This window comes from Geobacter sp. DSM 9736 (genome assembly GCF_900187405.1).
In the GTDB taxonomy this organism is placed as follows: Bacteria; Desulfobacterota; Desulfuromonadia; order Geobacterales; family Geobacteraceae; genus DSM-9736.
On record NZ_LT896716.1, the window covers coordinates 929,784 to 948,021 of the forward strand.

The 18,238-nt window shown below is 55.7% G+C and carries 20 protein-coding genes; 12 read left to right on the top strand and 8 right to left on the bottom strand.

Translation table 11 applies throughout. The features are described 5' to 3' along the window. Positions 1-88 precede the first annotated feature (88 nt). The 8 genes from CFB04_RS04430 to CFB04_RS04460 form a co-directional block, all read right to left on the bottom strand. Positions 89-373: a hypothetical protein gene (locus CFB04_RS04430; RefSeq protein ID WP_157698715.1), complete on the bottom strand. Its 285-nt coding sequence runs from the start codon at positions 371-373 to the stop codon at positions 89-91. Next, positions 351-575, bottom strand: a complete 225-nt coding sequence (locus tag CFB04_RS04435) for a hypothetical protein (protein WP_088534152.1) — start codon at positions 573-575, stop codon at positions 351-353. The genes CFB04_RS04430 and CFB04_RS04435 overlap by 23 nt, the downstream gene beginning before the upstream one ends. Before the next feature lie 91 nt (positions 576-666). After that, the gene (locus tag CFB04_RS04440) at positions 667-1,686 is read right to left on the bottom strand and encodes a hypothetical protein (RefSeq protein WP_088534153.1); all 1,020 of its coding nucleotides are present in this window, start codon (positions 1,684-1,686) and stop codon (positions 667-669) included. A gap of 88 nt (positions 1,687-1,774) precedes the next feature. Then, positions 1,775-1,933, bottom strand: coding sequence for a hypothetical protein (locus CFB04_RS17820; protein WP_157698716.1), 159 nt, complete (start codon positions 1,931-1,933; stop codon positions 1,775-1,777). A gap of 94 nt (positions 1,934-2,027) precedes the next feature. Continuing rightward, positions 2,028-5,363, bottom strand: a complete 3,336-nt coding sequence (locus CFB04_RS04445; protein WP_088534154.1) for a DEAD/DEAH box helicase family protein — start codon at positions 5,361-5,363, stop codon at positions 2,028-2,030. A 98-nt stretch (positions 5,364-5,461) separates the two neighbouring features. After that, entirely contained in the window at positions 5,462-6,004 is a 543-nt protein-coding gene (locus CFB04_RS04450) for a hypothetical protein (protein WP_088534155.1), read from the bottom strand. A gap of 37 nt (positions 6,005-6,041) precedes the next feature. Beyond that, entirely contained in the window at positions 6,042-7,145 is a 1,104-nt protein-coding gene (locus CFB04_RS04455) for an ATP-binding protein (RefSeq protein ID WP_088534156.1), read from the bottom strand. Between the two features lie 113 nt (positions 7,146-7,258). After that, positions 7,259-7,663 (bottom strand): single-stranded DNA-binding protein, encoded by a 405-nt coding sequence (locus CFB04_RS04460; protein ID WP_088534157.1) that lies wholly within the window; start codon positions 7,661-7,663, stop codon positions 7,259-7,261. Between the two features lie 883 nt (positions 7,664-8,546). Between CFB04_RS04460 and CFB04_RS18385 the strand changes: the two genes are divergently transcribed. The 12 genes from CFB04_RS18385 (at position 8,547) to CFB04_RS04515 (ending at position 18,215) form a co-directional block, all read left to right on the top strand. Then, positions 8,547-8,816: a DUF3793 family protein gene (locus tag CFB04_RS18385; protein ID WP_255396966.1), complete on the top strand. Its 270-nt coding sequence runs from the start codon at positions 8,547-8,549 to the stop codon at positions 8,814-8,816. After that, entirely contained in the window at positions 8,803-9,000 is a 198-nt protein-coding gene (locus CFB04_RS18390; RefSeq protein WP_255396957.1) for a DUF3793 family protein, read from the top strand. Before CFB04_RS18385 ends, CFB04_RS18390 begins: the two co-directional genes overlap by 14 nt. Before the next feature lie 266 nt (positions 9,001-9,266). Continuing rightward, positions 9,267-9,665, top strand: a complete 399-nt coding sequence (locus CFB04_RS18500) for an HMA2 domain-containing protein (RefSeq protein ID WP_088534158.1) — start codon at positions 9,267-9,269, stop codon at positions 9,663-9,665. 82 nt (positions 9,666-9,747) lie between these two features. After that, on the top strand, positions 9,748-10,146 hold the full coding sequence (locus tag CFB04_RS04475) for a hypothetical protein (RefSeq protein ID WP_088534159.1): 399 nt from the start codon (positions 9,748-9,750) through the stop codon (positions 10,144-10,146). Positions 10,147-10,148: 2 nt separating this feature from the next. After that, complete coding sequence (locus tag CFB04_RS04480; RefSeq protein WP_088534160.1) at positions 10,149-10,361, top strand: hypothetical protein; 213 nt, start codon at positions 10,149-10,151, stop codon at positions 10,359-10,361. A 22-nt stretch (positions 10,362-10,383) separates the two neighbouring features. Next, positions 10,384-10,836: a hypothetical protein gene (locus tag CFB04_RS04485; RefSeq protein WP_088534161.1), complete on the top strand. Its 453-nt coding sequence runs from the start codon at positions 10,384-10,386 to the stop codon at positions 10,834-10,836. A 124-nt stretch (positions 10,837-10,960) separates the two neighbouring features. Further along, positions 10,961-12,877, top strand: coding sequence for a heavy metal translocating P-type ATPase (locus CFB04_RS04490; RefSeq protein WP_231934369.1), 1,917 nt, complete (start codon positions 10,961-10,963; stop codon positions 12,875-12,877). 162 nt (positions 12,878-13,039) lie between these two features. Next, positions 13,040-13,471 (top strand): Fur family transcriptional regulator, encoded by a 432-nt coding sequence (locus CFB04_RS04495; protein WP_088534162.1) that lies wholly within the window; start codon positions 13,040-13,042, stop codon positions 13,469-13,471. Positions 13,472-13,549: 78 nt separating this feature from the next. After that, entirely contained in the window at positions 13,550-13,855 is a 306-nt protein-coding gene (locus CFB04_RS04500) for a DUF2325 domain-containing protein (RefSeq protein WP_088534163.1), read from the top strand. 163 nt (positions 13,856-14,018) lie between these two features. After that, complete coding sequence (hemP, locus tag CFB04_RS18295; RefSeq protein WP_231934458.1) at positions 14,019-14,381, top strand: hemin uptake protein HemP; 363 nt, start codon at positions 14,019-14,021, stop codon at positions 14,379-14,381. Positions 14,382-14,480: 99 nt separating this feature from the next. After that, complete coding sequence (locus CFB04_RS04510) at positions 14,481-16,199, top strand: alginate export family protein (RefSeq protein WP_231934370.1); 1,719 nt, start codon at positions 14,481-14,483, stop codon at positions 16,197-16,199. Positions 16,200-16,244: 45 nt separating this feature from the next. Next, a complete protein-coding gene (locus CFB04_RS04515; protein ID WP_088534164.1) occupies positions 16,245-18,215 on the top strand; it encodes an FTR1 family protein in 1,971 nt (656 codons plus the stop codon). The last annotated feature ends 23 nt before the right edge of the window (positions 18,216-18,238 follow it).

An 18,238-nucleotide genomic window follows, 5' to 3' on the forward strand; every position in this document is an offset into this window, starting at 1 on the left:
TCTCCTTTTTAGAGGCGGACCACTCCCCCGGGGGAGAAGGTCCGCCCCCTGAGAGCTGTTGATCTCCTGGTATGGTTTTCTGTCAGTGCTATGGCTTTTTCTGTTTCTCGTTGAGAAACAGGGTGTTCATGCCATACCATTCGTGCGCCTGCCTTGCGATATTTTCAAGCAGGGTGCGTATGCCTTCGAGCGCCTCCAGATCCAGGGAACTGTTCTTCCCTTCGCTCACAAGAAGCAGGGTCAGCAGTGTCCGCTGGTTTTTCAGTGCTACCGGGTCGATGCGCAGCACAAATACCTTCTCGTCGCTTGCATTGATACGGTAATGCTTGAGGAGTGCCGCCATAACATCCTTAATTATCTGAGATGACACCATTCCATGCCTCCTCGCTCATTACCGGTGCCACGAACTTCGGCGCCGTCAGGATCTCGGCCATGACCAAGCCGAAAGCAATGATTATCACCAGGGCAACCGCAGCTGCGATGGTAGCAATCAGTTCTCCAGTGTCGTCCGTGGCCTTTACTGTTGAAGCAACAGGTGCTCTTTGATCTCTGAGTTGTTCGGTTTGCTGTCTCATAGTATTGTCCTTTCCGGGAGCGGATATACGTCTCCCGTGAAAGGAGCAGTCCCCTTGTCGGGAGCGTATACGCCCCCTGTGGGGTGAGTTTTCAGGCCGCTTTGGCAAGCGGCGCCGGTGGCAGTTTTTTCACTTCCAGTTTCGTGTAGGCAGCTTTTGTTTTCTTGCAGGCCTCGAACACGTCCGGATAATCTTTCTTCACTTTCTTCGAGTCGGCATATTCGGATGCGGCTACCGTGGTGGTCGCCACCGCGATGCCGTCATCCGTGATCCCATGGAAGGACCTGCCGAAGAATGCAATCAGCTCGTTCTTCATCGGGTCCATCCGCTTTTCGAGGTCCTTTTTCTGGCGGTCGAGGTTTTCATACTCGACAACCCGTTCAGTGATCTCCACCGGGACCTGCTCGTCCTTGTGGGATGAGCAACCGCCACGATAGGGACAATAGCCGCAAAGAATCCCCGGCATGGTTGCAGCCGGTATCCTCCCCGCCTTTGCCTCGACCAGCTCCAGCCCCTTCTCGACATAGAATTCGAAAAGGGTCATGTCCGGAGAAAAGGAGTTGAACTCCTGTTCCTCGCCGACGCTGAGGTCCGCGGCCAGAATGCTACCCCTGATTTCGACACCAGGGAATCCGACCGCCATGAGTCCAAGCTGGATATGGAGCTGGCCGATCCAGTTGCCGTATGGTTCAACGGGTATCCCGTCGGTCGTCTTGCATTCGACGATATGGAGAGAGCCGTCTTTGTGCTTGATTGCAAAGTCGAGATGCGCGCCTATCGGGTGATCAGGATGCTCAAGAACAAGCTGGCGCGTGAAACAGGGCCCCGCGGCGGTCGGGAATTCCTCCGGAGATACTTCCCGGAATCCCATTACTGAAAACCGCTCGGCCTGATCGATCTCGAATATGTGGCCCCTGCGTTTCTGGCGAAGCTCCCTGGCTGTCGGCCTTGTGGGTGTCGTCATCCTCAACGTCACCTTGCGGAAACAGCTGCAAATCTCAGAGGCGGTGGCCATCTGGTTGCGGGGGCGGGAAAAGTCGTCAAGGCTCCTGGTGTTGCTCTCTTCGAGCAGCAGAAGAGCCTGGGTGTTGAATGCTACGAGTTTACTCATGGTCGTCTCCTTGTGGAATGTCCCGAAGGAGACAAACGCCCCCTGGAGGGAGAGTTCGTCTCCTTGTCGGGGAATGGGTGATGGTTGTCTATATGCAGGCGTAAGCGATGAATGCAGAGGCCAGAAGGGATGTCCCAACCATGATCCCGGCGATGATGTTCTTGCACGAGATCTCGATGGATGCCTTCTCAGCTTTCACATAGGTTCTTTTGTTGGCGTATCTGATAGGAACGGTTGCTGTTCTCATGGTGTGTCTCCTTTTAGGTTACCCTGAGAGGAGACACGTACCCCCTGGAAGGGAGACGTAATCTCCCCGTTGGGGTCGTTGAGTGTGGATAAGGTTAAGCCCGCCTGCGCCTGTTGGGCCTCCCGGTAACGACGTAGGTGCCGAAAAGGGTTACTTCCAGCATCCCTTCGGTCAGGTACTCGTGGTACATGTCAGCCGGGATATGCCTTTCGACTTCGCGGCCATTTTCCAACATGATGACCTGAAAGGTTTCGGGAGCAGGGGAGGGTGATGGTTCGGGCTGCGGAAAAGGTATGACCTTGGCCGATGCCGGTGCGGGTGAAACAGCCTTGTTCTCGTCTCTCACTCTGGCGTTGTCGGAGCGGGTCATCTTCTTGAGCAGAGCGCTCGGGTCCTGGTAGTCGATGTTCCCTTCCTTGAGCGCCTTGGTGATGAGCGCGGAAAAAGACTGATTGCCGCTGGTGCATTCTGCGGGATCGATATCCGGTGTTTCCCCTTCCGCGAGCTTGGCGATCATTCTCTTTTCCAGGGTATAGGCCAACTGCGCCTCCTGGATTGGCGAAGAGGTGAGATACCAGTAACGGCAGGGACGGACTTCCCCATAGATCATTCTGTGTATGTCGGCGGTGTTGACGCGCCGGATTCTTCCTTCTCCCTGTTCGGCCATCCTGGTGTTGTCGGAATAGTCGTACCAGCATAGGTTGTTGAACTGGGAAAGGTTGAGTCCGGTCGCCACCCGGTGATATGAGGCGATGACGATCTGGGCGGTGGTCTTTTCGAACCACGCGACCAGGCGGTTTGGTGCAACCGAATCGGGGAGAACGTCGATGGATACGCCGGGGATGCTGGTGGCAATGATTCTTTCCAGCGGCCCGCGCATATCTATCTTCTGCGTATTGCCGGTATATACCAGCAACCGCTCTCCCCAGTTCTCGACCATCCGGACGATATTGACCAGCTCGAGTTCCTTCTCGAGCAGTTCATCGACCGGCCGTCTCGATAGCGTGCCGAGTAGTTCCCCACGCAGGCGGAGTTCGTCGTCAGCATGCCTGAAGGTGTCGGACACCCGCAGGAAAGCCGCCGTTCTGACGCTTGCGGAAGGCATCTTGTCCTCGATCGGCAGATCAGCGTCGTCGATTATCTTGTCTATTGTCCTCATGCAATCTTCGACTTCCGCATGAGGCGTGCATTTGATCATTTCCCGCTCGACCGGAGGGAGATCGTCGAAATCCTCCGAATCGACATTGATGAAGTTCGGCAAGGTATAGACCAGGGCGGCCGGTGAGATCCCCGCCGTGTCGTAGGTGGCAACCTTCTCCGACTCACGGTGGCGGTTTCTCTCATCGGTTTTCCTGACCTCCTTGAACGCGCCGTACTTTGCCTGGAAGTCGGTGGCGGATTTCATGTCCCATCCCGCTTCCCTCATCTGCACCGGGTTGATCCCCCAGAGCAGATTGTAGAGGCTCTTCGCCATGCCGTTTGTGACGGTTGCGGTAAGACAGAGCACCTTTCTGGCGGAAGCCGCCAGGCGGATGAACGCGGCCCCCTGGTTACTCATCAGGTTGGCCGCGTTATGAGCCTCATCGAATATGGCGAGGTCGAAGGGTATCCGCTTGAGAAAGCGGATGTACGGGAGCTGCTTGTTGTGTGATTTCACCTCAAGTGACGTGCCGTTCCGTTCGATGTCGGCGATCCAGCGTTTGTAGCGCATGTAGGGCCGCTTGTTCTCCGGAATATAGGTGTAGAGGACATCTCCGCAGACGGGGCAGTGCTCCTTGCTTCCTCTGGAGATCCTCTTCACCTCGGCTGAGCAGTTGAGGCAGGCTTCTGTATATTTGATACCTTCCTTTGTTTTCACCCGGGTGGTGTGAGTTACGGGCACGAAGTCCGGGTGCATGCGCAGTCGGGTGTAGGCGATCAGGTAGAGCCCTTTCGGGCGGGTACGGGCAAGCTCCCGCAGCCGTTCCCAAGAGTCGATAACAAAGACATCGAAGCCCTCGTTCTCGTACTCCTTGACCATCTGGGAAACCAGGTGCGGTTCGGTCACCATGATCGACCTTTTCGCGCCGGTGATGTATTTCACCGCCTTCGCGATCCAGGTCTTGCCGGTGCCGGTGTTCGCCCGTATGCCTATTCCTTTCCTCCCGGAAGCATAGGCCTTCATGACGGCCTTCACCGCCTCCCGCTGGGGGGCCTTCAGGCCGATTTCCATCAGTTGGTCCGCCAGGTACTCTTCATCCCGGCCGATCTCGTGAAGGGGGTTGTAAAGGGTGGTGAGCTTCCTGAGGAGGATGGTGGACAGCTGTGAGTTGAGCTCGACATAGTCAAAACCCAGTTCACGTGCCGGCTTCACTTCGCCCGTCCTGTCCATGAGGAACGTTTCTACGGTCGGTTTGTGAATGACGGTGGTCGTCTTCGTGCCGTCGCTGTAATCTTCGAAGGTCTCAGGCTTTTCGACGAGCATGTATTTGGCCAGGTAGAAGACGCCGTTTATGGTGACGCTTTCGATCTGGGAGTTCATGGCGGCCAACTGGACCGCATGGGCCGTGCGGAGGGTGGAGGCAGGCTGAATGCTGGTGTCGTAGCTGGCAGGATATTCCTTGTCCAGCATCACTGTTATCGCCTTGTCCAGCCGCTCTTCGCATTCTCCATAGAAGCCGGAGAGGTCCCTGCTCTGGAGCATCGGCCTGGTCTTCGGCCTGCCGGCTTCGACCTCAATGTTTACGGTCGGGTTCTCGGCGTAGGTCAGGATCAGGTCCTTGTCTTTGTTGTCCAGGTTGTCGTAGTTGCGAAAGTAGGGGGAGCGGTAAGAAGTGGCTTCATTGCTGTCGCTCTTCCGCAGGAAGATAACTACCTGCCTGAATGCCGTGTACTCCTCCGATTTGTAGGCATACCGGTAGGTGAAGCTTCCGCGCAGGAATTCGATCATCTTCCCCTTGAGCTCGTATTCCGGAATGATCAGAACCATGACCCCACGTTTGGAAACCATGGGGGCGGCCTTTTCGACCCAGGAGACGAGTTCTTTGCCGCTTCGGTTGTAAGGCGGATTGAGGAGAAGGATGTCGAAGGAACCGGTGTTGGTGGTGTCGAAAAATGATGAGTATATTTTGTGGTCGGTGCCACGGATCTTTTTGAAGCGATCCGCGTCCAGTTCCACGGCGAATGAGGCAACGGTTGTGTTCTTGGCGTTTGAGCTGCGGGCGGCCTGCTTTGCATGGCGGACCATGCCGGACAGGAATGCCCCTTCGCCGGCGCATGGATCGAAGAGTGTTACCATCTTCTCGTGAACGCTTTTCTGGTCCCAGCCGAAGCTGATCTTTACGACCTTCTTGACCAGATCCACGTCACGCGGGAAGGTGGGATAGAACCCCTTCGCCAGTTCGTTGCCTTTCACGCGGGAATGGTTGTTGACCCTGTCAATGAATTCCATGTCTGCTCCTCGTGAAAGGGAGCAGGCGGAGAGAGGACTCCCCGGCCGGGGAGGTGGTGTGTTCCGCCTGCCCCGTGGGGTGGATGGTGATGCTTTGGTTATCGCTGTTCCTGTTTTACCTCGACCGTAAGACTGGCTGTCGGCTTAGGGAAGGCGAACCCGCCGTGCTTGATGCGGTTTCTTACCTCCTCGGGAACATTGGCGATATACCGGTAGCACTTCTTGTTGCCGATCGCCGGGGAAAGTTCTTCTGCCATTTCAAACAGAGGCAGGTACCAGTCCCGGTGAACGAACTGTTGCTGGTCCAGGATCCGGGAGTAAATCCCGAGGCATTCCTCCCGGCTGTTCCCGACTATGAGGCGACGCTTGCGGTCCGGAAGGATATACAGACCCGTGTAGCCGTTATCCATCTTGCCGATAAGGCTCACGTTGCCTCCTGCCGCTACGCGTTTACTCTTTTTGTCGGGGAGTGTCAGAAGAGGAGCCTCCCTGTCGTAGAGGATCTGGGCGAACGCCCGTACCTCCTGGGAGGGTCCGAATGCCGACAACAGAACGATGAGCCTGTCGTCATCCAGGATGAGGTTATTGCAGAAGATGGTTGCCGAGGCGCGCAGCCCCAGCAGGGAGATGGTTGGTTGCATCGTGGAATCCTCCTTCGGATGGGTCTGAACGAACTGCTCAGGCAGCCTGTTTGAAGACCCACGCCTTGTCGGAGGGATTCCACTTGAAGCCTTTCGCCTTCAGGAACTCCTTGGAAGAAGAATCCTGGTACGAAGGCTTGGCATGTACCTCGCCGGCTTCCTCGTTCAACTGGAAAGGAATGCGACGGGCAGCCAGTGCGGTGGTGATGTCGGTGACGTTAGATGATGTGCCCTCTTTTTTGGTTTTCGCTTCGAGGGCCTTTACTGCAGCGGCCATCCGTTCGGTGGGAATCTCTTCAAGTCTTTTGACTCCCATGAAACCGAGGAATTTCTTCCGGTCGGCTCCCACCTCGCTGATCTTCGCTTCCAGTTCCAGCACCTGATCGGGGCTGATGAACTGCAGTCCGGCAGGCTGGCCTTGTTCGGGTTTCGGGGCAGGTTGCTGCACGGGTTCTCCCGAGTCCAGCCATTCCCGGATCGATCTTCCGTGCTCCTCGGAGAGTTTTCCGAAGAAGCCGTCGAAGATCTCAGTCCGGTCCTTGCTGGAGGTGGCGATGTGCCGTTCCTGGTCGACATCGAACACGAGCGAAAACTCGTAGTCCATGCCTTCCCTTTGAACCGGCGCCATGCCTACTTTTTTCGGGACCTTCTTCCCTTTTTCATCCTCGACGAGGATGTACTCAGTCTTGCTGCGCATCGTGGCGATGATATGCATCGGTGACTGCAGCATGGCATCGACCAGGGAGTTGTGCTTCGGAGTCGCCTCGCGCCATCCGGCAAACTTGTTTCCTTTGCCTTCGGCCTTGGCGTCCACGAACTCCAGGATTCCACCGGTCCCTGCCCACGCATGGGAGAGGGAGTCGATGATGAGGAGGTCGTAGCCGAGTCTTTCCGCCTCCCTGATGCCGCCTATGTACTTCTCCACGGTGAAGGGGGGCTTGATTACGTCAACATCATAGTCGCCCAGGTGAGCATACAGCGAGGCGCTTTCGTTTTCCGTATCTAGTAATGCGATTCGTCCGCCCGGTCCGACGATCCCGAATGCCAGCTTGAGGGCTGACATCGTTTTGCCGGAACCTGCGGGGCCGCAGATGCCGATACGTGCTTTTGCTCTCTGTCTGACTGCTTTCTTGAATGCCATGGTCTATCTCCTTTCTGTCGGTGCTGCCCGGACAGAGGAGACGGACCACCCCGCAGGGGTTGGTGTCTCCCCTGTCGGGCACATTGTCTTTTGCGGTTACGAATGGTCAGGGCTCAGAAGGGTATGTCGTCTCCCCCTGGCGAATGATAGAAGCTGTCCGGTTCTGGGTCGCCTTCGCGCCCTGAATCCTTCTTCGACAGCATCTGCATCTTTTCCCCGATGATCTCGGTGGTGAGACGGTCCTTTCCGTCCCTGTCCTGCCATTTTCTGGTCTGGAGCCTTCCTTCGAGGTACACCGTCCTTCCCTTTGCCAGGTATTCGCCGGCGATTTCCGCCAAGCGTCCCCAGAGGGTGACGTTGTGCCACTCGGTCCGCTCTTCCCAGTCTCCTCCTTTGTTCTTGAAGCGTTCCGATGTCGCCAGAGAAAAACTTGCGACCGCGGTTCCTGATGCCGTGTAACGGATCTCCGGGTCTTTTCCGAGGTTCCCTATGAGGAGAACCTTGTTCAGGCTGGCCATAACTGCCTCCTTGTGTTGTTTTCCCGATACGGAAGACAGTTCACCGTCCCGTTAGGGAAGATGTCGTCTCCCTGATCGGGATGCGATGAGTTGTCCGCCGCTTATAAGGCTTGTCGCGGGTTGAGTACAAAAAAACCCGTTCCGGCAGATGCCGAAACAGGTTCTATAATGTTCCGAGAATAAAAAAGGCGCAGTCCCGATTCAGGACGCACCTCTGGTGGTGTATTTTATGTCGCCTCTGCCCGAGGTTACGACAACTGTTGCTCGACCATATGCTGCGTCGAGCGATCGAGAGGATGTGCCATCTCGATGGTCACCGGGAAAGAGGCGAAAAGCGCGCCTGTCTCTCCCTGAATTTTCATCCCTGCCGGGGCGTTAAGATCAGGGGCTATCCCTGAAATGCGCTCCGTGAGCAACGAGGCTCAAGCGGAGTCTCTTTCGGTGAAAGAGTGTAAATATTGGCAATTTTTAGCATCTTCTCTGAACTATGTCAAGATGTAAACTAACTTAACAAGGCGAAATTGCAGATGTTTCCTGTTGTTTCACTTCGATTCCGGAACGTGTGTCTGCAAATGTAGCTTGAACTGCTCAACAAAAAATCTTGACAAAAAAATTTTTCCACTTTACAAATGAAATACATTTTCAAATTCGTTTTCGATATATGAACAGGAGGGTGTGGTTCTACCTCAACTATCTCCTGCCTACTTAGCCTCCAATTAGTCTTCGAGGAACATACTGGCAATCGCTGCCAGCAATAAACGGATGGTGCCAATGCATTCAAAGCCGGCGGGACTAAAAGCTCCTCCTCCGGCAAAGGCCGGAGTGGCAGGACATCTCGCCACTCTTCCCTGATGAGCAGGACTGTCTGCTCTCATTCCTCGTACTGGAGGCTGCGGAGGTTCTGGAAGGCGCGAAGCCTGCAAACCTGGTGAATGTTGTAAGCAGGCGGCGTCCGTGTGGACGAAATCTTTACGAGCTATGGAAGAAACATGGCAGCAATATTTTACAGCAAAGCGGCTTGGAGGTCGGGGAACTGGTAGATCGCGGAGACTCTGTCCTCCTTTTCCTCTATCGCTCAGATGCATTAAGGTCGTTGCTTGCCCTGAAAAGTGTCGGCACAATCCTGCTGAAAGCCGGGTATGCATCCTACTAACTTGGAGAAAACACTTTCAGATCTCAAATCTCACCTTACAGGGAAGAGCTTTCCTCACGAGATCGGGATTTTCCTGGGTTATTCGCTTAAGGATGTGATTGGGTTCATGGGGTGGGCACCTCTGCCATTCACCTGCCAGGGTCCTTGGAAGATATTCGGTGACCCTTATCAGGTCTCAGGCTAGCAGAGATCCACCGGCGGTGTCGATGCAGGATTTCGCTGCAACTGGCTTTGGGCGACAACCCTCGTGAATGTCTCCTGGAAAATTTGCGAGGAAGTGTACCTGCAATACCGCAGCACCTTTTTCACCGTTGAATGAAAAAGAAAATCAATATCCGGGTGCTGCGCATTTTGCCTGAAGTAATTCGATTAGAGCTTGGCGGAAGATTGCCGCCACTTTATGCCACATCCCATTTAAAGAAACAACTGACTTGCGGTGAGGAGGAATCCATGGCGCCTTTGAGTGTCCTGCCGGGAAGGGTACGATTCGAAACAAAATGCCTGATAGGGTGCAGAATGAAATGTCTCCACCTTGAAGAGGTTATGGGCTCCAAACAAGGGGTTATCGCGGTTTCGGCCAGTCATAGGACCGGTAGTGTCTTGGTGAAGTATGACGAAAGCCTCGTCTCTCGCAGTAATATCGAAGTATACGTTGGAGAGGCATTGGTAACAGTGTCTGCCGAGGGTAATACGGAGATGGTTCATCTTCCTGCCCTACGGAAACCTTCATTCGGAAGAGATTCAACCATTAATGCCGGACACATTGTTATGGAGTTTGCTCTCCACACTCTTCTCCCTGCTCCGCTGGACTTCCTGCTTCCCGCTGCAGCAAGCGTTCTGCGGAGATAACAGCCTGGAAATCCTGAACTTGCGCATTCCATGCTGTTTGTTACAGTTTCATTGAAAGTTACATTGACCAAAGGAGGGGACGATGGGACATGAAGAATCGCACGAGCATCATGGGCGTGAAAAGAAGGGGGACGGCAGCATTGGAGGGATTCATATCGGCCAGAGGGATCTCTGGTTGTTGGCCGGTGGAGCTCTGGGGGCTCTGGCGGCGCTGGGCCTCGGAAAGGCGTCGAAGAAGGTTCGCCCGGCGGCGGTAAGCGCAGTTCGTGAAGGGTATGCCTTCAAGGAATGGGTTGCAGGAAAGGCGGAAAAGTTGAAGGAAGACGTTGAGGATATCGTTGCCGAAGGGGTGCACCAGTACCAGGAAGGCTTGACCGCAACTGCCGACACGGTGAAGCGCGAGAAAGAGATCCTCGAGAAGATCGAGAAGGTGGTCGAGGAAAAACTTGCCAAGATGAAGTCCGGGCAGGGGGAGGGGTAGCCATGGAAAGAGAAAGGATGCGCAAGGGAATGAGTTATTTCAGCAACGCCCTGAAAGTCACTCTTGGCGCCGGGGCTGCCCTCGGTGGTGCGTATATCTTCTCCAGAATCGGAGAGAGGCAGGACACTGAGGCGAGTCTTTCCCGACTCGAACAGATGCTCGCGGAGCTGACCGAATCCGAGGGAAAAGGAAAGAGCCAGGGCAACAGCAAATAAACAGGACTGCTTGGAGGAAGTCATGGTTATCGCAAGCCATTTCGGCGGAAGGGTCCGGATCAGGGACGATAGCCTGAAGCGGGAGCCGATGATCGCCAGGGCTAGTGAAGCGCTCATGAATATGCCGGGAGTCACCGGCGTGGAAGGAAATCCGCGGGTCGGAAGCCTTCTGGTGCTGTACTCGGCGGCTGTGACAGGGGTAGATAGGATAATCGAGGCCGCGGCCGACCTCTTGAGTTCTGGTGAGGTCGAAGGGGAGAGCACTGAGGCCGGCAGAGTTTCCTCCTGTGCCCTGTTTCGCATCCCCGCCAGGGTGAAGAGAAATATTGCGAATTTGGGGATGCTAGCCTCGCTTGTTCTCAGTGTTGCCGCTGCAATATTCGACCTGAAGAAGCTTCACATCCTCGCAGGAATTATTTTCCTAGCCCTCTTCGGGGTCCATGTTTTCGAGAGAAAAGAGTATGTATACGTATAGGGCTAGTAAGGGGTAGGGGTGGATTTCCATATCGTGCAAGATATCCCGGGAAGGCTGAGGATCGCTCTCACTTTCCCCCGTTTTCCGGTTGTAGACTTTTGCGGGGTAGAGGCGCACTTCCGGGATGTCGCCGGGGTGGAGAAGGTCTCCTTTTCCGCGAGGACGGGAACTTGAAAGCGCGGCTGCGGCGGCGATCCCTCCGGTGCGCAGGCGCCGCCCCGAGACTGATCTGGAGCGTAAAAAGAAAACGGCGGTGCGGTCCGGTACGCTGTTGCTTGCCCGTCCCCTTATTCCTCCTCCGATCCGCCCCCTGGTGGCGATATATGGAGCGTTCCCCGTATTCAGGAAAGGGATAGCATCCCTGCGAAGGCGGGAACTTAACGTGGACACGCTGGATGCATCGGCGATCGCTGCCGCGATGGCGACTCGCGATTTTCTCACCGCTTCCGTCATCACCTTTCTTCTGAAACTCGGCGAATACCTGGAGGAGTGGACGCGGGGATATTCCCGCCGTCTATTGGCCGGGATGTTCCACACCGGGGAGGAGTGGGCCTGGGTTGAACGTGAAGGGGAAGAACTCCGGCTCCCGCTGGAGGAGGTGGTGGTCGGGGATGCGGTGATCGTGCGCACCGGGAGCCTTATCCCGGTGGACGGCGTGGTGCTCGACGGAGAAGCGCTCGTCAACCAGTCGAGCCTTAACGGAGAGAGCCTGCCGGTCTTGAAGGGGAAAGGGAGGACAGTCTATGCAGGAACTGCGGTGGAGGAGGGGCTCCTTCGGGTTCGGGCCAAGCTGGTTGGTGACGAGACCAAGGCCGCCCGTGTGGTGCGGGTTATAGAGGAGGCGGAAGCCCTCAAGGCTGAGAGCCAGAGCCATAGCGAGGCGATGGCGGAGCGGATTGTTCCGTATTCCTTTCTCGCCAGTGCCCTTACTTTCGCCGTGACCCGCAGCCCGGCGCGTGCCGCGTCCGTCCTGCTGGTGGACTTCTCGTGCGCCATCAAGCTCTCCACCCCACTTGCGATCCTCTCCTCACTTGCACGGGCTGCCCGGCACCGGGTACTCATCAAGGGAGGAAAGTACCTGGAGCGGCTGGCTGTTGCCGACACGTTTGTCCTCGACAAGACAGGGACCCTGACCGAAGCGACGCCAAAGGTTTCCGAGGTGGTCGCCTTCAACGGCATCAGCCGCGATTACGTACTGCGGCAGACAGCCTGTGTGGAGGAGCACTTCCCGCACCCGGTTGCCTCTGCCGTTGTTCGACAGGCTGCGAGCGAGGGGCTTCGCCATGCAGAGGAGCACTCCGAAGTGGAGTACGTCGTGGCCCACGGAATTGCTTCCCGGATTCATGGAGACCGAATCGTGGTTGGCAGCCGTCACTTCGTTCATGAGGACGAGGGAGTCGATGTGGGACGGGGTGAGAAGTACGTCGACGCCTTTGCACGAAGAGGGGATTCGGTTCTCTACATGGCAGTCGGTGGCAAACTCGCAGGCCTGATTGCGATCCATGATCCCGTGCGTGCTGAGGCGCGTGCCTTTGTCGAGGCGTTGAAGCAAAGCGGTATCAGGCGGATCGTCATGCTGACCGGAGACAACCGGGCGACCGCCGCGACCATTGCAGCGCAGCTCGGAATCGATGAATTCCACGCTCAAGTCCTCCCTGACCAGAAAGTGGAACTGATCAAGGCGCTCCAGCGGGAGGGATGCACGGTTGCTATGGTAGGGGATGGGATAAACGATTCTCCGGCCTTGGCCTGTGCCGACGTGGGGATATCAATGCGGCACGGCGCCGATATAGCCAGGGAGGCGTGCGACATCCTCCTTATGGAGGGGACCCTGGCGGATATCCTTACGGCAAGGGAGGTTAGCAGGGAAGCGATGGAACTGATTCACCACAACTTCCGAACCATCGTTGCGGTCAATTCCGCTGCGCTCCTTCTTTCAGTCACCGGCGCCATGCCCCCCGTATTTTCCGCAACGCTGCACAACCTGAGCACCATCCTCGTGGGGCTGCGGGCATTGCAGCCGCTCAGACGATCAGGCTGACGATCTAACAATGCCGCAAACCTTAAATAAACATTAAGTATCTAAAATGCAATTAGTGTTGACAAGAGTCTTTGTTTGCATTAAAACGAAAACAACTTTCAAAATCAGCAGGTCCAAATGAAATCTATTGTACGTACGCATTTTCATAACAGGAGGGACTCGTTGAACCGATCCACCAAGAGAACCTTCCACGGTTATATTTCCTTCAAGGGACTCAAATCAACCCGCCAGCGTGACATCATTCTGGATGCTTTTCTATCTGCTGAACAGCACATAAGCAACGAAGAGCTTTATCAGAAGCTGCGTGCAAAGCATCCGAATATCGGCTACTCGACCGTTTATCGAGCTTTGAGACTGTTCGTCGAATCGGGTATTGCTCGTGAAATCTGGTTTGGCGACGGTCAGACCCGGTATGAGCACGTGGTCGACGGGGCACATCATGACCATTTGGTCTGCACCCGTTGCCGAGCCGTAACGGATTTCGAAAGCGAGGCGATTGAAACGCTTCAGAGCCAGATCGCTTCCTGCTACGGCTTTTTTGTCGAAACTCACAAGTTGGAGTTGTACGGGTTATGTTCCGGATGCCGTCAATAATTCTTCAATCGCCTTAAATCAACATTGTAAATTTTTTGCTCATTCGATGAAAGTGAATGTCATTATATGTGGGATACTATGTGTGTTGCACTGATCGGAAAATTGGATGGTAACGAATGGAGCTGCCGAGAGGCTGCATGTCGTGCCGGTTTCGAAGTGTGGTTGCTTAGCGGGCAGGAAATCAACATCGCATCCAAGATAAGGGGCCTTGATGCCATGGTTATTTTCACGGATAAGATCTCGCCCGAGGAATTAGATGAGGCCGTGAATATAGCCAAGGAGAAGAATATTCCGGCAATCTGCACAGGTTGTGAAGGAGGCCCTCTTTTTGGAATCACAAAGGATTCTTCACGGCTGACGAGTGATAGTGATACCCATAATTAACGGGAAGGCGGCAACGCGGCACCACCGCCGGGGTCCCGCGCGCAGAAGATGCCTTGTTAAGGCACCAAACGAGGAGGAAACAGGCGATGATACCTTTAGGATTGTTAAATTCAGAAAAAGGGGGAAGGGGTACGGAGATGAAGGAGAGCATGGCCGGTTGTTCGTGTGCCGGACGTTGTTGCGGAGCGTCGCACCCAGGGTGCGGATGCCGGACTGGTGGAACGATGGCCGGGAATGCACGCAGCAGAAAACCCTCATCGGTCCCTCCCATGACGAGAAGTGGTCATCCGTCACCCGACGGGCAAAACGTGTCCAGACACGATCACCATACGAATTTTATCGGGGGGTAGGCATGCAAACGGAACAGCAGATGCGAAATCTCCTGCCTTCAGATGAGAAAGCCACCTGCCGCATGGTTACCAGTCGGCAGCTCATGGAGTGCTGCCGTGAACTCATTATCGTCCATGCCGGTGAACAGTACCGTCTGCGCATTACCGCAAATAACAAGCTGATTCTTACTAAATAAACCCACAATATCTTATATTTCATCCAAGCCAGCCACGCGTACCCCTCACCACCACTGACGCCGCCAGCCAGGATATTCACAAAAAGGAGAAACCTGGCTATGAGGCGTACTATCAGATTACCCCGAACTCTCTGGAAAGCAGCAACAACCCTGGCACTTATGGCCCTGACCGCTGGCACCGCCCTGGCTGCTCCGGCCGTGTACAGCCAGAATTCCGCGCTGGGAGATCCCTCGAATGTAACCGGCAGCGACGGGGGAATTGTTCCCGATAGTGTTACCAAGGATCACTGGGCCTGCAAGGACGTTGCAGAACTTGGAGAGAAATACGGGGCTGGAACGAAGCTTAACGAGGAACAGCCCGTTCCGAAGAATAAACTTGTGGATAATTTCATCGCTGCGCTGACCAAAATCGCTGAAACCTATGACAGGGAAGGTGGACAGGCGATTTCGCGGGATGACATGGAGGCCGCCCGTAGACTGATCGTGGCGCTGGAGGATGAACTCTTCGGCCAGTCGGCCTACCGAAACATTCGGGCTACCATCGAGCAACTCCTGACCCTGGTCGAGCCACCGGTTCCCTTCTTCAAATACAGAGTGGGCGTGAACGGCTTTCTGCGCGGTGAAGGAGCCGGAAACTTCCGGCTGGCCGACCTGAGCTATGCGCCGGAAAAGGACGCGGGGCGCCTGCTCTACAGGGCCAAGCCCTTCGCCTACTGGCACCCGAACAACTACCTGGATGTGCATGTTGAAGGCCAGGGCTACGGGTTTACCGGCCCAGGATCCAAAGACGCCACTGAGTTCAACCTCTATCAGGGGTTCATTGAGGCCAAGCTCCCTTCTAGCGATGCCCCCGGTAAAAATCTGCTGGCCCTCAAGGCCGGACGGCAGGAATTCAGTTACGGCAGCACCTTTATTCTCGGTTCTGACACCTTCTTCAATGGTCTGACCTTTGACGCGGTCAGACTCAGGGTGCAGCCCTCCTCGAACTGGTTCAACAATCTGACTGTGGACCTGCTGGGGGGTAGCTACGCCAAGCCCTTCTCGGACGGCCTGAAGGGGGACTTGCTGGGGGCCTATGCCAGCTACCAGCCAGCCGACGACAGTTCCATCGACGCCTACGCCTTCCGCGACACCGGCTACGAAAACAGGGGGTCGGGCGAGCACCGGAATACCTTCGGCTACCGCAGCACCAGCTCGGCGGGCATATTCAGTCTGGAACACGAATTCGCCTATCAGACCGGCAAGATTTTCAACGAAGGAAACGGCATCAACGACAACATCGCAGCATATGGCGCCCATGTAGACCTGACCGGCGAGATTCCGATTAGATTAGACGGTAATATCTACAACAGTGCTGTATTTCTCAGTTTTGCCCTGGGATCGGGCGATCGCGATTTGGCCAACGGCAACGGCTCCGGCGCCAGGGAGTTCCGCAACGGCAACAACGATACCCCTCTCGTGGGCGATATGAGCGTGATCGGCGACCTGTCCGGCTTCGACGTCGGCGATCAGCACGCCAGCGGCATCCAGGCCTACACCATCGGCTGGGGCATCGATCTCTCCAGGAAGCTGAACATCTCCGCCACCGGCCGCAAGTTCATGGCCGACAAGGTTGCCGACGGCATCAGCAGGGATATCGGGATCGAAACCGACTTCACCATCACCTATATCCACAACAAGGACTACACGCTGCTTGTCGGCTACGACCATTTCTTCCCCGGCAAGTTCTTCCGCGACGCCGGAGCCGGGGACAAGGATATCAACTACGCCTATGCCATGCTCCAGTTCAATTACGACTGGACCAAGCGCAGGCGGTAACCGGGCCTACATGGCCACAATCCATCTATTCGGAGAAAAGCGTTTATGAAGAGGACCGATCAATTTATTAAAGCGCTGTGCATTGCGGTTGTTGCGGCGGTAATGGTCCTTGGTGCCATTTCTGATGTGCATGCCAGGCCCGACTACAAGGGCATGGTCGAGGAAATCGGTACTTTTCTGAACGAAGCGCTCGTTCAGTACAAAAAGGGCAATGTTCAGGAGGCAAAGCAAAAGGCCCAGGGAGCATATTTCCAGGTTTACGAAAACCTGGAGGGGCCGATCCGGATCAACATTTCCGCCAAGTTGAACACCGAGATGGAGGGGGAATTCATAGATATACGGAAGATGATCGTGGCCAAGGAACCGGCTGCCGCCATTGAGAAGAGGATCAATGACTTCATGGCGAAACTCAGGGCGCTGGTACCCCAGCTTGAAGGCGGAGTAGTGATAGTCGCCGAATCCGGCGATGCCACCACGCAGAACCCGCCGGCAGAGGTGATGGAAGGTGGGGCAAATGTCGAACCGGTCTGGCTCCAGGCGGTCGACAACATCCAGTCGGGCCTGAAAAGCGCCCTGGAGACCCAAAAAAAGGGGGATGCCAAGGGTGCCGCAGAACAGGTGCAGCAGACCCAGTTCGATCATTATAAGAACAGCCTGCTAGAGACTGCGGTCCGGCGGTTCGTCTCCCAGAAGAAGGATTTTGAAAACAATTTCGGCTTTACCGAAATCATTGACATGATTAAGGGAGGAGCTGCGCCGGACAAGGTAGAGACGCGGACAACCACTTTGCTGGCCAGCCTGAAAAAGGACCTGCCCGGCCTGCCCCTTATTGAGGGGGCTGTTTCAAAAAGGGAGGCGGGGAAACTCGCCGAGGGGGGCGCGCCGGCTAAGGATTGGAGCAAAGTCACCGCCGAGCTGTTCGACGGCATCGACAGGGCGCTGGTGATCTATGAAAACGGTGATGTCAAGAGCGCGATCGTGGCCGTTCAGGATTCTTATTTCGATTTTTTCGAAGGGAGCGGGATGGAGTCCAAGCTGGGGGCGCGGGATGTGAATTTCAAGGCCCGCCTGGAGGGACACTTCAGCATGATCGTCGGCAAAATGAAAAGCGGCGCTGCCGGCGATGATATCCGAGCCACACTGGTGCCCATGCGGGCCGACTTCGACAAAGCGGCGGCCATGCTGGGCAAGGGGAAGGAGTCGGCCGCCACGCTGTTCTTCTATTCCCTGATGATAATCCTGCGCGAGGGGATCGAGGCGATCCTGATCATCTCCGCCATCATTGCCTATCTCGCCAAGACCGGCAACCGGGACAAGCTCAAGGTGATCTACAACGGCTGCATTTCGGCCCTTGCCCTGAGCGCGATAACAGCGGTCCTAGTGAAATGGGTTTTCAAAACCTCCGCAGCCAGCCAGGAAATTCTTGAAGGGGCAACCATGCTGCTGGCGGCGGCGGTGCTGTTCAGCGTCAGCTACTGGCTGGTCTCCAAGGCCAATGCGCAGAAATGGAGCGCCTATATCAAGGAGAAGGTCGGTAGTTCCATCTCGGCCAACTCGTTGCGGGCGCTCTGGGTGGCGGCCTTTCTGGCCGTATACCGCGAAGGAGCAGAAACTGTGCTGTTCTATCAGGCCCTAGCAGCAGATTCATCAAGCTCGTCCAGCCTGACCGCCATCACCGGCGGCTTCCTGGTTGGCTCCATCCTGCTGGTTGCCGTGTATTTGGCCATGAGCCGCGGCGCCATGCAGCTTCCGATCAAGCCGTTTTTCCTTTTCACCGGGGCGCTGCTCTACTACATGGCGTTTGTTTTCACCGGCAAAGGTATGGCCGAGCTGATATCCGGCAAGGTGTTCGAGCCGGTCCTGATCCCCTGGATGCCAACAGTTGAACTCGTCGGGGTTTACCCCTATCTGCAGACCCTGGTCCCGCAGTTAGCCATCGTTCTGGCCGCCGCTGCCGGCATGTTGGTCATGGGTAAAAGAAAATGCGTCACAAGGGCGGAAACAACAAAAGTATAAAGACGGAAACAAACCGGCATTGC

Excerpts from the sequence above, each read along its gene's own strand:
- CFB04_RS04440 (WP_088534153.1), bottom strand. The coding sequence starts at position 1,686 with ATGAGTAAACTCGTAGCATTCAACACCCAGGCTCTTCTGCTGCTCGAA.
- CFB04_RS04460 (WP_088534157.1), bottom strand. The coding sequence starts at position 7,663 with ATGGCCAGCCTGAACAAGGTTCTCCTCATAGGGAACCTCGGAAAAGAC.
- CFB04_RS17820 (WP_157698716.1), bottom strand. The coding sequence starts at position 1,933 with ATGAGAACAGCAACCGTTCCTATCAGATACGCCAACAAAAGAACCTAT.
- CFB04_RS18500 (WP_088534158.1), top strand. The coding sequence starts at position 9,267 with ATGGCGCCTTTGAGTGTCCTGCCGGGAAGGGTACGATTCGAAACAAAA.
- CFB04_RS04490 (WP_231934369.1), top strand. The coding sequence starts at position 10,961 with ATGTCGCCGGGGTGGAGAAGGTCTCCTTTTCCGCGAGGACGGGAACTT.
- CFB04_RS04515 (WP_088534164.1), top strand. The coding sequence starts at position 16,245 with ATGAAGAGGACCGATCAATTTATTAAAGCGCTGTGCATTGCGGTTGTT.
- CFB04_RS04455 (WP_088534156.1), bottom strand. The coding sequence starts at position 7,145 with ATGGCATTCAAGAAAGCAGTCAGACAGAGAGCAAAAGCACGTATCGGC.
- CFB04_RS04485 (WP_088534161.1), top strand. The coding sequence starts at position 10,384 with ATGGTTATCGCAAGCCATTTCGGCGGAAGGGTCCGGATCAGGGACGAT.
- CFB04_RS18390 (WP_255396957.1), top strand. The coding sequence starts at position 8,803 with ATGCATCCTACTAACTTGGAGAAAACACTTTCAGATCTCAAATCTCAC.
- CFB04_RS04430 (WP_157698715.1), bottom strand. The coding sequence starts at position 373 with ATGGTGTCATCTCAGATAATTAAGGATGTTATGGCGGCACTCCTCAAG.
- CFB04_RS04510 (WP_231934370.1), top strand. The coding sequence starts at position 14,481 with ATGAGGCGTACTATCAGATTACCCCGAACTCTCTGGAAAGCAGCAACA.
- CFB04_RS04475 (WP_088534159.1), top strand. The coding sequence starts at position 9,748 with ATGGGACATGAAGAATCGCACGAGCATCATGGGCGTGAAAAGAAGGGG.
- CFB04_RS04435 (WP_088534152.1), bottom strand. The coding sequence starts at position 575 with ATGAGACAGCAAACCGAACAACTCAGAGATCAAAGAGCACCTGTTGCT.
- CFB04_RS04480 (WP_088534160.1), top strand. The coding sequence starts at position 10,149 with ATGGAAAGAGAAAGGATGCGCAAGGGAATGAGTTATTTCAGCAACGCC.
- CFB04_RS04445 (WP_088534154.1), bottom strand. The coding sequence starts at position 5,363 with ATGGAATTCATTGACAGGGTCAACAACCATTCCCGCGTGAAAGGCAAC.
- CFB04_RS04450 (WP_088534155.1), bottom strand. The coding sequence starts at position 6,004 with ATGCAACCAACCATCTCCCTGCTGGGGCTGCGCGCCTCGGCAACCATC.
- CFB04_RS04500 (WP_088534163.1), top strand. The coding sequence starts at position 13,550 with ATGTGTGTTGCACTGATCGGAAAATTGGATGGTAACGAATGGAGCTGC.